The 16,758-nt window shown below is 58.3% G+C and carries 13 protein-coding genes; 2 read left to right on the top strand and 11 right to left on the bottom strand.

The genetic code is table 11. From position 1 onward, the window contains the following. Window positions 1-9 precede the first annotated feature (9 nt). From PQ467_RS02100 to PQ467_RS02050, 11 genes are all read right to left on the bottom strand, one after another. Complete coding sequence (locus PQ467_RS02100; RefSeq protein WP_274174915.1) at window positions 10-1,191, bottom strand: glycosyltransferase; 1,182 nt, start codon at window positions 1,189-1,191, stop codon at window positions 10-12. 37 nt (window positions 1,192-1,228) lie between these two features. Further along, window positions 1,229-2,359 (bottom strand): glycosyltransferase, encoded by a 1,131-nt coding sequence (locus PQ467_RS02095; RefSeq protein ID WP_274174914.1) that lies wholly within the window; start codon window positions 2,357-2,359, stop codon window positions 1,229-1,231. 185 nt (window positions 2,360-2,544) lie between these two features. Next, window positions 2,545-3,624, bottom strand: coding sequence for a hypothetical protein (locus tag PQ467_RS02090; RefSeq protein ID WP_274174913.1), 1,080 nt, complete (start codon window positions 3,622-3,624; stop codon window positions 2,545-2,547). Window positions 3,625-3,772: 148 nt separating this feature from the next. Then, window positions 3,773-5,968, bottom strand: coding sequence for a GumC family protein (locus PQ467_RS02085; protein ID WP_274174912.1), 2,196 nt, complete (start codon window positions 5,966-5,968; stop codon window positions 3,773-3,775). Window positions 5,969-6,001: 33 nt separating this feature from the next. Further along, window positions 6,002-6,700, bottom strand: coding sequence for a polysaccharide biosynthesis/export family protein (locus PQ467_RS02080; RefSeq protein WP_274174911.1), 699 nt, complete (start codon window positions 6,698-6,700; stop codon window positions 6,002-6,004). Between the two features lie 5 nt (window positions 6,701-6,705). After that, window positions 6,706-8,067, bottom strand: a complete 1,362-nt coding sequence (locus PQ467_RS02075) for an O-antigen ligase family protein (protein ID WP_274174910.1) — start codon at window positions 8,065-8,067, stop codon at window positions 6,706-6,708. A gap of 334 nt (window positions 8,068-8,401) precedes the next feature. Then, window positions 8,402-9,814 (bottom strand): sugar transferase, encoded by a 1,413-nt coding sequence (locus PQ467_RS02070; RefSeq protein WP_274174909.1) that lies wholly within the window; start codon window positions 9,812-9,814, stop codon window positions 8,402-8,404. Window positions 9,815-10,003: 189 nt separating this feature from the next. After that, a complete protein-coding gene (gene holA / locus PQ467_RS02065) occupies window positions 10,004-10,981 on the bottom strand; it encodes a DNA polymerase III subunit delta (RefSeq protein WP_337995113.1) in 978 nt (325 codons plus the stop codon). Between the two features lie 50 nt (window positions 10,982-11,031). Beyond that, window positions 11,032-11,532 (bottom strand): LPS assembly lipoprotein LptE, encoded by a 501-nt coding sequence (gene lptE / locus PQ467_RS02060; protein WP_274174907.1) that lies wholly within the window; start codon window positions 11,530-11,532, stop codon window positions 11,032-11,034. Window positions 11,533-11,534: 2 nt separating this feature from the next. After that, on the bottom strand, window positions 11,535-14,051 hold the full coding sequence (gene leuS, locus PQ467_RS02055) for a leucine--tRNA ligase (RefSeq protein WP_274174906.1): 2,517 nt from the start codon (window positions 14,049-14,051) through the stop codon (window positions 11,535-11,537). Between the two features lie 82 nt (window positions 14,052-14,133). Continuing rightward, entirely contained in the window at window positions 14,134-14,640 is a 507-nt protein-coding gene (locus tag PQ467_RS02050) for a DUF3576 domain-containing protein (protein WP_443192991.1), read from the bottom strand. A gap of 283 nt (window positions 14,641-14,923) precedes the next feature. Here PQ467_RS02050 and PQ467_RS02045 point away from each other — a divergent pair, with 283 nt between their 5' ends. Together PQ467_RS02045 and phbB are read left to right on the top strand one after the other, a co-directional pair. Continuing rightward, window positions 14,924-15,703: a hypothetical protein gene (locus PQ467_RS02045; RefSeq protein WP_274174904.1), complete on the top strand. Its 780-nt coding sequence runs from the start codon at window positions 14,924-14,926 to the stop codon at window positions 15,701-15,703. Between the two features lie 263 nt (window positions 15,704-15,966). Continuing rightward, window positions 15,967-16,689, top strand: a complete 723-nt coding sequence (phbB, locus tag PQ467_RS02040; RefSeq protein WP_274174903.1) for an acetoacetyl-CoA reductase — start codon at window positions 15,967-15,969, stop codon at window positions 16,687-16,689. The last annotated feature ends 69 nt before the right edge of the window (window positions 16,690-16,758 follow it).

Here is a 16,758-nt window from a genome sequence, read left to right as displayed (position 1 = left end):
TCGCGTGGTTCAGTGCGCAGCGCCCATTTCCTGCATGAAGCGGGTAACCCGCTCTCTCGCTTCCGTGGCATCGGGAAAGAGCATCACCTCAACAGCGTCGGCAAATCGCTCCGCATCGCCCATCCAACGGCGCTTCAGGGATTCTTCCTTCATGCGATTCCAGGATTCCTCTTCGCTGGAAAGCAGGGCCATGGCGCGGCCGACACCCTCGGGCGAATCCGGCTCCACGATATAGCCATTGACCAGATTCCTCGTCAGCGCATCATTGGACCCCACCGGCGAGGAGGTGAGCATCGGTGTGCCGAATGCCAGGGCCTCATTCACCACCAAGCCCCACTGCTCCTCTGTGCTGACCAATACCAGCGCGAGGCTGCGGGCCAGTACTCCTGCCACTTCAGGGGCCGTGAGAAAGCCGGAGAACTCTACCAATTCTTCGATACCCGCCTCGACAATCTGCTGCCGCAAGGCACCTTCGAGAGGGCCAGAGCCTACCATCAAGAGTTTATGGGCATTTTGCGGCCCTACGCTGCGCACATAGCGGACAAATCCCTCGATCAGGACTTCGAGGTTCTTTTTAGGGACGAAGCGCCCGACATAGACGAATGGGCGATCACGAAACGACACACCCTCCGCAGGTAGATACTGCTCACCCTGCTTGCGGACACGATCAAGGCCGACCGCATTATAGCCCGTAAGAATAGGCCTTTTGCGGAACCCGAGAAACTGCAGGTATTCCATTTGCCGCCGACCGCCGACAATGGCTCCCTGATAGACCGACAGCAATGCCCCCTTGATCAGTTCAACCCACGCCGACCGAGGATAGTCATCATACTTGGTCGCGCTCATCATAATGACACGCACCCCGGATAAACGCAGCAAAACGACCATCGGCAAAATTTCAGGTTCACTGTAGGCCACACCGATGAATACGGTCTTGCATTTACGCAAGGCATTGTATTGTTTGCGAAAGCGCGACCAAGCCGAGGTCGACTCATAGAGTGTGTCGGGAAACAGCGTGACCGTTGTCGCGCCCTTTACATCCTTGAACGGTTCCCAGACATAGAGGTTGGATTTGGTACAGACCTGCACAGCATAGACCTGTGCTCGACCGGCCAGGCGGCTGGCAGCCGCGACGCAGCGGTCAACGTGATAGGCTGAAAACTGGGCCCAAAGAAATCCGATTGCCTGCACAGAATTGCCTCAAAAAATTTGCCAATTGGCCTGCTGCTTATTCTATTTTCGCAAGCTCAATTACAGAGTTTGCAAAGAAGCTAACATCAGCAAACTGTTCAAACCGTGACGATGCCTTGGACATGGCTTGCCATTCTTCCTCGGAACCCGCCATTCGCACCATGGCAGCGCAAATTGCCTCGACCGAGCGAGGCTCGACCACCAAGCCATTGACGAGATTGCGAACCAACAGATCTGTTGAACCGCAATTTGCCGACGCGATCACAGGAAGCCCCAAAGCGACTGCTTCATTGATAACCAATCCCCATTGCTCTTCATAACTTACCAAGAGCAAAGCTAGGGAGATACCCATAGCTTTGGCTACCTCATCGCTGGGCAAAAAGCCAGTCATAATGACTTGGCCATGTAGCCCAAGATCGACAATCTTCCTCATGATCTCCGGCCTTTGGGGGCCGTCCCCCACCAATATCAGACGTCTCGCATCCTCTTTTGCATATTCGCAATACATATTAAACGCGTCGATCAGCTTTAAGATATTCTTCTTCGCAACAAATCTTCCAACAAAAAGAAAATCACGATCCTGCCAATCAACCTTATTGCTGTCTTCAACATTAAATTTTTGAAACCGCGCCATTGCAACACAGTCATAGCCAAGCAATACAGGCCTGTTTCGAAAGCTCAGAAACTCAACATACTGGCGATGACGATGTCCGGCCACCAGCGCTCCGGAATAAGCCGACAAGCCGATGGACTTTAAAAACTCAAACCAGTTCTGCCGCGGTGAATCATCATATTTGGAGTCCATCATCAAATATGCCTTCACGCCAAAGAGGCGCAGCAACCAGATCAAAGGAATAATTTCGGGCTCATGATAACCGATCCCCCAAAACACCTGATCGCATTTCACCAATTGGACGAACAGCTTCAGAAATCGGTGTAACGGAGCAATTTCCTCGAACTTTTTCCCGTGGAAAAGGGTGATCTTTTTCGTTCCTCTGATCGCTCCGGACGGTTCCCAGGCGTAGAGATGTGACGAGGTTGCGACCTCGACCGCATAAATATCGACCTTGCCAGCTGTCAGTGCAGCAAGCGCCTCACAGCGATCAACATGATAGGCGGCAAACTGGCTCCAGACCAGCGCAAGCCGCTTTGGCCGTGCTTTACCCATGATATACGCCATCCCTAAGCGTGGTAATCGTCTAGCCCAGTTTTATTTTCGATTAAAGGTTAATCTCAATCGAACTAAGTTATTGCTGATTTAGTCCATTTAGTGAAAAAACTATTATCCATTATGACGCAAAAAGGAAAAATTTTCTGCGCCATTAGTTCTCAAAGATAAGACAAATGATGTGATTATTGTGCCGAAGGCTTCGTCAACGACACCGAACCGAATATTACCGGCTTAGGCGTTGGCTGAAGAGTGAACTGCAAGATCCAAGCCTTACACTCGTCTGCCACTCTCAGATCCGCCTGCCAGCGTCCTCCCGGCAAGGCTGTTACATTGGAGGGCACAATTTCGTTGGCGTCTGAACACCACAATTGGGGCGCTATCGCATGGCTTGGCTTGCCGTCTTCGTCTTTGGCCAGCCATGAGATCCGATAATCTCCCGACCGCACCATCGCAATCTGGCTGGCGGCCACCATTGGGATAGGCGAGACATTGCGCATCGCCAGCAATTTGCCACCCGCCTTCTCGCGCTGATCCTCGACGTTCAAATCACCAGAAGCGGGCACTCTCCAACGGAAGGGGACAGTCTCCTCGTAATCAGGATTGTAGGCCTCAAAATTCCCGTCCATGAGCAGGCCCGCAGGTTTGTCGTCACAGTGGTCTCGCCACAGTCCATAGGCCTCGTTAACCAGCCCGTTACGGGCCATGGGTTCGACAACCTGAGCGATCTGCGCGCATCCGACTTTCGTACCGCTTGCGGCAAGCCGATGGAGCAAATCAAGACGATCGGCCAGTCGCGTGCCCTCCAGCAATCTCGTGCTGGCCACATAGTCGCGGGCCCATTCCGGCTGCAGCTTAATTCGCGCGATAAGCGCGTCGCCAAATTGCTGGTTCACTTCAAATGGAGCAGTAAGATCTGCTTGCGTCGTAAAACTGGGCCAGGTGCGCAGCATGCCATCGAGGCGCAAGGCAGCAACCGCGCCATCGTTAAGCCCCATCGCCGTCTGCATCCAGAAATACTGGGTAATGGGATCGCGCCAGCCCATCTTTCCGGCCGTCAGGAACACCTCATAAGCTTTCTCACCCTCTCCCTTGCGGGTCAAGGCGGTGGCATAAAGGCCAAGGCGTCTGGGATCGAGCGGAACAAGGGCGACCGATTCGCGACCATATGCAACGGCCGCTCCGCTGTCGCCGCGCCCCACAGCAGTCCGCAAATCCCCAAGCTGTGCATTCACCCGAAGCGCGGAGGGAATAGCAAAAGGCATGCCGGCGCCAGCGGTGTCGCCCCTGTCGGCTCCAACCGCCAGCGCCAAAAGGGCATAGGCACCCACAACCGTGGCAGCAGCCCATCGCAGAGGCCGTATCAACACCGAACCATTCCCATAGCGCTCTGCGGCCCTCCAATCTAACGGATCAGCGTTTGCCGTAGCTGTACTGATACTGATAATATTCGTAGCCGTAGTACGACGAGTACCGGCTGCCGCTCTTGAGCGGATCGAACTTGGTCAGCACGCCGCCCAGAATATTCGGATGCACCGCACGCAAACGGCGCAACGACGTTTTGAGCGCGCCGTGGCGGCTGCGGTCCGATTCCACCATGAAGACAACCCCTTCAACAATCGCGGCGATCATCGGCGCGTCTGCCAAGCCCAGTACAGGCGGAGAGTCGATGATGATGACATCATAGACTGATTTGGCCTCTTCCAGAGCCTCGCGAAAACGCAGGCTCGACAGCAATTCGGTCGGGCTGGGCGGAATGGGGCCGGAAGTCAGCAGCGACAGCGTCGATTGCTGCGCCTGCTGGGCCAGTTCTGCCATGCTCGTGCGCGTGGTCAGCACATCGGACAAGCCTTTCTGGTTGTCATAGTCGATGTAGCGGTGCTGCGAGGGACGACGCAGGTCGGCGTCAACCAACAGAACCTTTTTGTCCATTCGCGCCAAAGTGCGTGCAAGGGCATAGCTGCTCGTCGACTTGCCTTCGGCCGGCTGCGCGCTGGTCACCATGATCAGCTGCGGCAACCCCTTTGGCGTGGCAAAGAGCAGCGAACCACGCAAAGAGTTGTAAGCCTCGGATATCTGCGACTTCGGATCGTCAAGATCCATGGTGGGGCTGTCGCCGTTCGACACGGGAATAACGCCCAGCAACGGAATGGCCAGCTTGCTCTCGATATCCTCGGGAATACGAACGGAGTCGTCGAACTGCTCCTTGATAAGCAGAATGGTGGTCGTCAGCACAATGCTGGCTGCAAAACCGTAAAGCAGGTTGCGCAGAACATCGGGCGAGCTCGGCCGCGTGGGGATCTGGGCAATATCGATCACCGAAATGTTCGACGTGCTGATCCCGGCCGAAGCGTTCAGCTCCTTGTAACGCTGCAACAGGCCGTCATACACTTGGCGGTTGGTTTCCACTTCGTGCTGCAGCAAATTGTATTGAACAGAACGATCCTGTTCATTCAACGTGTCCGCCTTGAGGCGATCAACCTGCGAATTCAGCTCGATTTCCGATTTCAACGCCGCTTCATATTCCAAGCGGATCGCATTGCGCACATTGTTCGCCAGCGTCTGGATCTGGCTGTTGAGGGCCTGCACCTGCGCCTGTTTCGCCGCCACCGTGGGATAGCCGTCGAGGTGACGCGCGCGCTCTTCTTCCAGCGCGGCCAAAGCGGTTGCCCGCTGGGTCAGCAAGGACGAGACGGCGGCGTTGGTCACCACTTCAGAGGCGTTGAGCAGCGGCCCGGCGTTGATCGCGCGCCAGCGCGATTCAGCTGCAATGCGGCGGGCCTTTGCATCATTGGCCGACTGGTTGAACTGACTCAGGCTGGCCCCGATAACCGAGGTGCCCTGCATGGCGGGCTGTCCGCCCGTGCCCGCAGAAGTGCTGCCAGAATGAATAAGCCCGGCCGAACGCGCATAATCGTTCAGCGTGCGCTCCGACTGTTCGAATTTGTCCTTTACCTGAACCAACTGGCGCGCAAGAAATTCGCGCGCATAGCCCGAACTTTCAAATTTGCGCTGGAGGTTCGATTGAATGAATTCCGAGGCATAGGCATTGGCAATTTTGGCTGACAAGGTCGGATCGGCTGATTCAACGGCGATTGTCGCAATACGGCTGTCACGCGGAATCGTGACATCCAGCGATTTCATCAGCAAGCTGGCAGCGAGCAGCGATGCCTGATTGCGCGTCGAGCCGGCACGAGGCGGCTTGCCGCGCATGGATGTGAAGAAAGTGGGATTGTCGACCAGTTTGAGTGCATCGACCACCCGCAACGCAAGAGAGCGGCTTTTGAGAATGTCGACCTGCGTTTTCAAATAGCGATCGGCATCCTGCATCGCGCTGGCATCTTCGCCCTGACTTTCGTCATTATCCTTGGACAGCACGCGGTTGGCGCCGCTGTTGATCTGGATAGTGCCGCGCGCAGTGTAGATCGGCGTCTGCAACAGGGTGGCGGCCAGCGATACGAGTATCGACCCGAAGAATAGCGAACTGACCAATGTGAGGTTGGCGCGCAGCATCGCGAAGATATAGCGAAAATTCAGCCCTCCCCCCGTCTGGCCAAAGGGGTTCTCCGGTTCGGAAGCTTCGGGTGTAGCAGCTGTAGACAAGGTCATATTTCCTGATGCTTGTGCCTGATCCGATAGGGGTCAGCGCGCTACGTTGTAGTAGATGTTGGCAAAGGGCGCGGCGGCGAGAACCTCATGCCAGGTCCCCTTGAGTGCCGATCGACCCACCACGACCACATCTCCGGGCAGGATTTGCGGATCGGGATTGCGACCGTTGCGGATGTCGGACAAATTGAAGCGAGCGCCGATGCGCTTCTCACCTCTTTCACGAAACAGATAGATTTCGTTCAGCTTCGAGTCCTTTGTGGTGCTTCCCGCCAAGGCGATAGCCCCCAGCAGCGTCATGCCGGGCGAAGCTTCAAACCGCCCCGCTTTCTGCACTTCCCCTTCAACGGTAAGGCCATATTTCGCATGCTCGACGATGCTGATGGATACCAGCGGGTTGCGGATATAGGATACCGCAAGCCGCTTTTCGATTTCCTCACGCACAGACTGGGTATTACGCCCGACGACCTCAAATTCACCGACCAGCGGCATCTGAACACGTCCGGCGCCATCGACCCAATACTGTTCATTGCTCAGATCAGGCTCACCCACCACACGGATCGCCAGCCTGTCACCGGGCTGGATCGCGCCGGGATCATAGCCATTCTCCGTTGCCGGGATCAATTGATAGGCCGCGTTCCCCGAAGGAATCGACGTGTTCGGCCGCACAGAGCCGCATCCCGCAAGAGCAAGTGCCAAAGCAATCCCGATCGCGCACCGTTCCACCATCTTCATACCTATCATTCCAATTCGGGACGAGTTTTCTTTGGTCGCGCACCGCAAAGGATAATCGCAACCATCACGGCAAATATAGCTTCAACGGACATGGAGCGTAATGGATAATCTAGTGCCGAATGTGCTCCAATCAGGCACAAACTCCATAAAGCGCACCATATCTGCCATTGGCCCGGACCGGATGTCTGGCGCAGACCTTTAACCGCTGCCCAAGCCACTATCATGACAACAAGAGCCAAAATCACCACGGCAGGAATGCCGCCTTCGAGATACAGCTCAAGGAAATCGCAATGCGCCCGGTTGATGATGCGATAGCCAAGCCAGTCAAGCCGTTCATCAAGCTGAAAAACTGGCTCGAATGTGCCCATGCCAGAGCCCCATGGCGCGTATTTATGGGTAAGATAAAGGGTGTCTTTCCAAATCTCAGGCCGCAGTTCCACCGTGGTGGTGAAACGGCTCAAGGCCAGACCGATCTTTGGAATATTCCCGATCAAAGCCAAGCCGCCAAACGCGCACAGCGCCAAAACGCCGCCCCCTACGACCAAGGCACGACGCGACAGATTTAACGCACTGCGCAAAAAGGCCATTTGGAGCAGGAGCGCTAAGGGCACCATGATCATCCCAAAGCGCGATCGCGTCAGCACCACAGCCAAGGCAAAGAGCAGACCGGCAGATGCGTTGAGCAGCAAAAATCGCCAGCGACGGCTCGCGATTGCCTCCTTGGGATACAGTTCGCGGGTAACGGCCCCGACGCAAACGATCGCGATCAGGAAAATATCGGCCTGTCCGCTGCGGTTGGACTGAAAACCTGAAAGGATGGCCGAATTCGCGTTATAGAAACGCATTACGTTGCCATCCGCACCCGACACCTGCACCGCCCCGACGGCCAGCGCCAGAAGGGCTACGAAAACGATCAGGATCAGCAGCAGGAGCCGCCCGGACGAGCGCAGCGATGAAGCCAGAAATAGCATGATAACCGCCGGCACCAAGGTCATCAAAACAGCCAGGGTTTCAAATGGAAACAGGCTCAAAGGACGCCAGTCGTCTGCGGCTCCCACCAGGGCCAGCGATTCGCGCATCAGTTCTCGCCCGGGCATGCCATGCCAGACAGCGGGTGGCAGCGGCATCATTTGGAGGAGCGGCAATGCCAGTACCAGAGCCGCCACGGCATAAGTCGCGAGCGGTGGAGACACTTCATCGGCCCGCAGCGTCATCAGCCAGATGGCAAACATCACTGCGACAACGGCCTGAACTACTCCCGCCAAAGACGGCGCGGCATCCCCGCCGCCGCCCGCCACAAAAAGGATGAACAGACAGGCTAACGTTACGAAAGTTGTACGATCCTGATTAACAAGGAGGTTTCGCACAGCCTAGACTCCGAGAGCCGCAGAAGTCGGCTTGCGGCAAAAACAGGGGCTCTGAACCAACCAATGCGGAAATACGCCGACCGGAAGAGAACACTGCTTCTTGAAAACATCAGCCGTGAAAGGCGTCATAAAACCAGCCACCTTCCATCACCGAAGGAACCTACGTGAGTAAACCTAATGATTACACGTAGAGCAGAAACAAGTCTAGCACTACAGTTTTGCCTGTGGCGTCATATTCGCTGTGAGAAACCTTTTTTGTCATTCTGGCGCACAGATTGATCCAAATCGGCACGCCATGAAAGCCCTGACTTAATGCCGGTCGCCAATGGTTGGCTTAGAATGCCCGAGAATGAACAACGACGCGAACGGTCAGCAGCATGATCCAGATATCACGCCAAAGCGACCAGCCATGGAGATATTCAAGGTCGGCATACAAGCGCTGCGTCAGATCGGTTTCGCAATCCGTAGCCCCGCGATAGCCGCGCACCTGGGCCAACCCCGTCAGACCGGGCTTGAGTGCATGGCGCTCCCAGTAACGCTGATCGACTTCCCAGAACAGTTTGGTGCCCGCCAGCGAACCCGTCGCGTGGGGGCGCGGCCCGACCAGGCTCATGTCCCCGCGCAAAACATTCAGCAACTGGGGCAGCTCATCGATACTGGTCGAACGGATTAACTTGCCGACACGGGTGATCCGCTTATCGTCTTTGGACGCGGATTGAGTGCCGTTGCGCCCCACACGGTTCACGCTCATGCTGCGGAACTTGAAGATGGGAAAGAACCGATTCCCTCGCCCAACGCGGCGCTGAACGAAGAATACAGGCCCGCCGTCCTCCAATTTGATGGCCAAGGCCACCAACAGCATGATCGGCGATAGCGCGAGCAAGGCTGAACCAGCCACGAATGCATCGAGCAGACGCTTCTGAATGCGATCACGAAGCCCCATTGGCCCGACAGAGACCAGCAGCAACCCGTGGCCTCCGGCGATCCGCGCCCCCTGCGCCGACAGCTCAAGCACCGTGTCATCCACGACTTCGCCAGCAACATTGGCGCCCTTCAGGATGATCGACCAGCAAGCGCGACGCTCGGCAACAGAACTGATCACCACGCGATCGGCATTCCGGATAATCATCCCAATGCGATCAAGCGCGTTCGGATCATCAAGCGCGGGCGTAAGGGCAAAGCTTTGCGCGGAAACGTGGAACGCTCCAGGGAGGCTAATGCTGGGACCGCCATCATCGATCACCAATTGGTTGATCACCGAAACGCCGCAGCGCCAGCGGACCACACGGCGCATCAAAACGCGGTTCACGAGCACAAAGAGTGCCGACAATACAACGCCGATGGTAAACTGCCCGCGCGAATAATCCGCAGCAGATCGGGCATAGAAGGTGATGAACGTGATCACCGCAATCGACAATCCCAACGCGAGAAGCGCGCGGGATACACTGTGAGTCGTGCTGCTCAGGGAATTGAGAGAATAGGCATCATTGTACAGCGCGATCGTCAGATAAACTGGCAAGACAAGCTGCGGCAAAATCATCGTCGATTCGGTTACAACGCCTTGGCGAATGAACCCGGCAACGAAGAAGCCGGCAAAAATTGCCAGAATGTCGCCTAACATAAAGACAAGGTGACACTGCAGGCGGCGCTGCTGCAACGAAGGCATTAACGGCATGCGCAACGCTTTTGACCTGGCCTTGGCCCGCTTCCGTAACGAACCGGAAGCACGTGCTACTGAGGCGTCCATGCTTGCTCCACCCTGCTAATTTTGCCGCATCAACGTCGGTTCATGCCTTAGCGCCAGCCCCAGACAATCCCCGCCTGACCGCGCTAGGTAAATTCCCTAACACGACGCTGCATTGCAGCAAAATAAAAATTTACTTATACCTTGTTCAGATATAGAACATTTCACAGATTTGGTTCGGCAAATTTTTGTTTAGCAACGAGTTTTTGCATATCGGGCGATTTCCGCCAATTCCTGCGCAAGCAACAGCTCGGCGCTTTGGTTATTCATCATCAGATTGCGATGAAGAGTCATCAACCGTTCACAAAGACGGCTCAACGCGCGGCCTCGCCATATGCGGAGTTGACGCGTAAGGTCCGGAACATCCTTAAAAAATACCCTGCGCGAGGCTTTTTCCGCCTCCATAAAGGCCGAAATATCCGGGTTGGTTCCCATCCGACTCGCCAACTGTGCCAATTGGGCAACACGGCGCTCAAAAGCCAGCAGCAGGCCAACCGGGTTCAGTTCAAGTTCAGCCATCCGGCGCAACTCGATATTCAACCTTGCCGCCTCTCCTCCCAGAACGGCATTTACCAAACTGGTAAAACCATCGTCTTCCGTTCTGGCTCCCACCGCCTCATAGGCCTGTTGAGTGGCGGCGCGAGGCCTCTCCTGGGTCGCGTCCAGATAGAGTGCCAGTTTCGTCACTTCCGAGGCTGCCAACCTTGTGTCCAATCCTACCGCAACTGCGATACGCTGGGCCAATTCGCGATCCATGGGCGCCCCGGCGGCATCCGCCAATTGACGCACCGTATTGGTCACCGAAGCAAGATCGGGCGGATAAAACATCGCGACCAGCGCGTCATCGCGCTTTTCCAGAAGCTTGGCCGTGCGCGATTTATCACTGGCATTGGCCGCCTGAATGATGACGGGACAGGGCGCGACATCGCCCCCAATCAGATTTTCGACCGCATCATGCGCCTCGTCGCCCGAACAGCGCACCCAGATATGCCGCGTATCGCCAAACAGCGAGGTCGAACGCGCCTCATCGCCCAAACGGACCGGATCGCGCTTCAACTCGGCCCCGGTGAACTCCACCCTTTCGCCCGCATCGGACAACAGCGAGGCGATGCGGAAGGCCGCATCCTGCACACTGGCATCATCGGTGCCGCACAGAAAGAAGATGCGCATTGTCTGGGCCGCACGAGGGGCCAGAGACGCGAAATCGCGCTGGGTTGCCTTCATCGCCTCGCGCGCAGTTTGACGGCCAGATTGGTCACGATCCGGCTGGCCACGGCCCGCGTCAGGTTTTCCAGCGCGGTCTGTTCGGCGGCCACCGTCGCATATTCCGAAGACACCACATCAAGGCCCGCATCCGAGCCCGCCGTGGCGTCAAGCAACACCTCGCCGCTGGCCGCATCCACCAACTGATAACGCGCGCGCAGGATGCGCCGCTCGCGGCCCACGGTGTTGTTCGACAGCAAGCCCAGACCCAGCAACTGATCGTTGAGCCTTACCTCCAGCCGATAACGCGGCGCTGTTCCTTCGGGGACGGCGCCCAATTGATCGACCAGCGCATTTTGCATCAGCCACCCCGCCTTGCCCTGAATGGGCGAGACCGAGATCGACCCCAGCCCCTGCGCCACGGAGGCCTGCCCCCCGCCCGCATAGAGCGGTTGCAAAGCGCAGCCCTGCAAGGCGGGCAGCATGGCCAGAAGGCAAAGAGGCAGGAGACGACGCATAATCAGACCACCAGATTGACGAGGCGATCGGGCACCACGATCACTTTCTTGATCGCAGCCCCTTCGAGCGCACGCTGCACCTTTTCCGACGCCAAAGCCAGCGCTTCGAGCTCTTCTTTCGCCGTCCCCTTAGCCACGGTTAGCGTATCGCGCAGCTTGCCCTTGACCTGAACCGCGATGGTCACCTCATCATCGACCAGCAGCGCCGGATCAACGGCGGGCCATGCGGCGTCCGCAATCAGATCCTCGCCAATGCTCGCCCAAGCCTCTTCGGCCAGATGCGGCATCATCGGCGCGATCAGCAGCAGGACCGCCTTGATCGCCGCGCTGCGGCTGGCGCTGGGCGCGGCCTTTTCGACAACGCCGGTCAGTTCGTAAATGCGCGCCACGGCCTTGTTGAAGCTGAGCGCCTCAATATCGGCGGCAATGGCATGCACGGTCTGATGGGTCTTGCGATCCACCGCCTTGTCCTCGCCCTGCGCCGCCGCATCATATTGCGCGAACAGGCGCCACAAGCGCTGCACAAAGCGCGCGCAGCCCTCGATTCCGGCCTCGCTCCACGGCAGATCGCGCTCGGGCGGGCTGTCGGACAGCATGAACCAGCGGATCGCGTCGGCGCCATAGGTGGCGACGATCTCGTCGGGGTCGACCACGTTCTTCTTGGACTTCGACATCTTGATGACGCGGCCGATTTCCACCGGGCCGCCATCGGCCTTCAGGCTCGCGCCTTCGCCGGTGCGGGTAATATCGCTGGGCGCATACCAGATCGGCTGACCGTTCGACGGATCGATGCGGCTGTACGTCTCATGCGTCACCATCCCCTGCGTGAACAGGCTGGCGAAGGGTTCGGTCACGTCGATCTTGCCGATGCGGGCCAGAGCGCGGGTCCAGAAACGGGCATAGAGCAGGTGGAGGATCGCATGTTCGATCCCGCCGATATACTGCCCCACCGGCAGCCAGCGCGCGATTTCCGCCGGATCAAACGGCGCATCGTCAGGCTGGCTGGCAAAGCGCAGGAAGTACCAGGAGGAATCGACGAAAGTGTCGAGCGTATCTGTCTCGCGCCGCGCGGCATGGCCGCATTGCGGGCAATCGACATGCTTCCACGTCGGATGGCGGTCCAGCGGGTTGCCGGGCACATCAAACGTCACATCCTCGGGCAGCGTTACCGGCAGGTGCTTCTTGGGCACCGGCACCACGCCGCAGACTTCGCAATGGATGAAGGGGATCGGCGTGCCCCAATAGCGCTGGCGCGAAACGCCCCAGTCGCGCAGGCGCCACACGGTCTTGCCCTCGCCCCAGCCTTCGGCTTCAGCCTTGGCGATAACGGCGGCCTTGGCCGCGTCCACGTCCATGCCGTTGAGGAAGTGCGAGTTCACGATTACGCCGTGGCCGGTATAAGCCTCATTGCCTTCAAACACCGGATCGGTTTTGTCACCATCGGCCACAACCCGCGTAACCTGCAGGCCATATTTGCGGGCGAAATCAATATCGCGCTGGTCATGCGCGGGGCAGCCGAAGACCGCGCCGGTGCCATAATCCATCAGCACGAAATTGGCGATATAGACCGGCAATTGCCACGATGCGTCCAGCGGATGCGCCACGCGCAGGCCGGTGTCAAAGCCCAGCTTTTCCGCCGTTTCCAATTCCGCCGCAGTCGTCCCGCCCTGCTTGCACAGCGCGATGAAATCGGCCGCCGCCGCATTGTCCGCCGCCAGCTTCTGCGCAATCGGATGATCGGCGGCAATCGCGACAAAGCTGGCGCCGAACAAAGTGTCGGGGCGGGTCGAATAGACCTCGACCTCAACATCGCCGTTGAACCGGAATTGCAACCCCTGCGATTTGCCGATCCAGTTCTCCTGCATCAGGCGAACCTTTTCCGGCCAGCTTTCGAGACTGCCCAAACCTTCGAGCAATTCGTCGGCAAAGTCGGTGATCTTCAAAAACCACTGGTTCAGCTTGCGCTTTTCCACCAGCGCGCCCGAACGCCAGCCGCGTCCGTCGATCACCTGCTCATTGGCCAGCACGGTGTTGTCGACCGGATCCCAGTTGACCGTCGATTCCTTGCGATAGACCAGGCCCGCAGCGTACAGGTCGAGGAACAGCGACTGTTCCTGACCGTAATAGTCCGGCTCGCAGGTGGCGATCTCGCGGCTCCAGTCGAGCGCAAAGCCGAGGCGCTTCAACTGCGCCTTCATGTTGGCGATATTGTCGCGGGTCCAGCCGCCGGGGTGAACGCCCTTTTCCATCGCGGCATTTTCGGCGGGCATGCCGAACGCGTCCCAGCCCATCGGATGCAGCACTTCAAATCCCTGCATCTTCTTGTAGCGGGCCAGCACATCGCCCATCGTGTAATTGCGCACATGGCCGATATGGATGCGCCCGCTGGGATAGGGGAACATCTCCAGGACATAGGAACGCGGCTTGGCGCTCTTGTCATCGGCCCGGAAGCTCTGCTTCTCGTCCCACACGCGCTGCCACTTGCCATCGGCAACACTGGAATCGAAACGCTCACTCATTTGCTCATGCCCTTTATACCAGAAAGCCTCCCGGCTTGCCGATATGGAGGCAAGGCAGGAGGCAAACGGTCAGAATTGATGTTTACTTGATCAGCGTGGCCTGACGCAGATCGCGCGCCTTGGTCAGAATCACGTCCTCCAGCCGCTGAACCGTGGCGGCGGCCACCGGCGCATCGGTCCAGAAACCGTCCTTCGACACCTGGCGCGAGGCCGACACGCGCAGCGCGTCGCTGCGCAGATCCTTGTCGAGGATCGCAATGGTCAGCTTCATCCGTTCGCCGGGATTCGACGGGTTCGAATACCAATCGGTCACGATCACGCCGCTGTTCGCATCGCTTTGCAGCAGGGGCATGAAGGACACCGAATCCAGCGCCGCGCGCCACAGATAGGCATTCACGCCGATCGTGGTCAGATTCGAAGGCGGCAGCATGACCGTGCTGCGAGTCACGCGGTGGTGCTTGATATGGATCGGGTTATGCACGCGCATGCCGCCGATCTTGCAACCGCCCAGCGCCAGCAGGGCCAGAGCCACCGCGCCCCCACGCAGCATCGGACTGATAAACTTACGGGCAGGAGCCTTGCTGGCCATCATCGGTTCTGCACTTTCCGTCTCAAAAACCCAAAATGCTTGGGCCCCAAAAAACTGTTTTTCCACGCTCCGCCCACGCCATCGCGCGCGCAAGGGTTGGCAAGTCTCTATAACCGCCAAAAAGCGCGCGACAAGGGGCGATGGGCATGCTTCTTTCATGGCCCGCGACGGCGTGAACCTTGGCTGAACATATCAGGGCCGTGCAGCCAAGGTTCATCATGGCGCGCTTAGGATTTGAGGTGTATGGATATTGATGCCGGAAACACCCGGCTGCGATTCACGAATGATGAAACAGGCAACGCTCTCTTTGGTCCCGCGCAGCTCGATGCCCGCCCTGGTCATGGCCGGGGCCGTCGGCCTGCTTGCGCTGCCCAGCGCGGTGCTGGCCTTTTCCACGCGGTTTGAAACGACCTCGGAAAGCGCCGATTCCCGCGCCGATGATGACGGTTTCACGCCCAGCGAGCTGGACCCGCGCGTCGCGCGCGCCATGGCCGCGCGCCAGCAGGCCCAGTTCATGCAGGGCAAGGAAGCGCTGTTTCATTTCACCCCCGCCGGGCTTGCCGCCAGGCCCGACCGTTCGGTGACGGTGGCCGTGCGGGTGGATGCCGAAACCGCGCGGGCCATCGTTGTTCGCGGGTCTGCGCCGCGGATCGCGCCGCCCGGCCCCAATACGCGCGTGGCGCCCAACGCCTACAATCTGGGCCTTTCGCGCGGCTATCAGAATTTTTCGACGCTCACCTCGACCTATTCGCTGCCCGGCAATGATCACGCCAAGCATGATCTGCCCGATCTCTCCGCCTTCCCCCGTGTGGAGAATGGCAGCGATTCGCGGCTGGCCCCTCACATTCAGCTGGTTGATCGCGAGAGGGCGGGGCGCGCACCGCGCACGCTGGAAAGCTTTGGCGAACAAAGCGTCGATGTGGGCGGATCCTATCGCGTCACCCGCAATTTCGACGTAACCGCGGGCGTGCGCTATTCGCAGGACCGCGACCGGCTGAAACCCACCAATGACACCAAGTCGGACAGCCAGGCGGTCTTTGTCGGTACGCAGTTCCGGTTCTGAGCCCGCGCACCATTTGCCCTACAATTGGCGCACCATACGGCGTAATCGGCGTCAAATTGTATGCGTACCATCCTATGCTGCAAATGCGTCATTTGATGATTTACTTCGCAAATGCAGCATATGTCGTAATTTACCTCCAGTCTTGCGCTAAACTGCGCAATTTTTGCGCGATATAGGCCGCCAAGTTACTTGCCTCTGTCGCATTGCGCCGATAGCACTTGGGGCTGTGCTGTATTCTGGCCAACTTCTTCTGGAGGAAATGCATGACGCGAGTGGCAATCGTTACAGGTGGTACGCGGGGCATTGGCGAGGCCATCAGCCTTGCGCTCAAGGATCTGGGATACACGGTTGCAGCGAATTACGCGGGCAATGAAGAAAAGGCCAAGGCCTTTACCGAGGCCACCGGCATTGCCGCCTATAAATGGGATGTGGGCGACCATGAGGCCACTCTGGCGGGGGTCGCGCAGGTTGAGGCCGATCTGGGCCCGGTCGATGTGGTGGTCAACAACGCGGGCATCACGCGTGACGGCGTGCTCCACCGGATGACCTTCGACAACTGGAATGAAGTGATCCGCGTCAACCTTGGCGGCTGCTTCAACATGGCCAAGGCGACGTTCCCCGGCATGCGCGAGCGCGGATGGGGCCGCATCGTCAACATCGGCTCGATCAACGGGCAGGCGGGCCAGTATGGTCAGGTCAACTATGCCGCGGCCAAGTCGGGCATCCATGGCTTCACCAAGGCGCTGGCCCAGGAAGGCGCCAAGTTTGGCGTGACGGTCAACGCCATTGCGCCGGGCTATATCGACACCGAAATGGTGGCCGCCGTCCCCGCGCCGGTGCTGGAAAAGATCGTCGCCAAGATCCCGGTGGGCCGCCTCGGCCATGCCGAGGAAATCGCGCGCGGCGTGGCGTTCCTGTGCAGCGAAGACGCCGGTTTCGTGACCGGCTCGACGATGAGCATCAATGGCGGCCAGCATATGTATTGATCGGATCGCGGTTTTCGTGATCGAAGGGGCGCGGGCCGAAAGGCTCGCGCCTTTTTTGTTTTATGGCGG

This window comes from Novosphingobium sp. KACC 22771, assembly GCF_028736195.1.
GTDB lineage: Bacteria > Pseudomonadota > Alphaproteobacteria > Sphingomonadales > Sphingomonadaceae > Novosphingobium.
The sequence above is the reverse complement of the archived record's forward strand: the minus strand, read 5'-3'. Positions and strand labels throughout refer to the sequence as shown.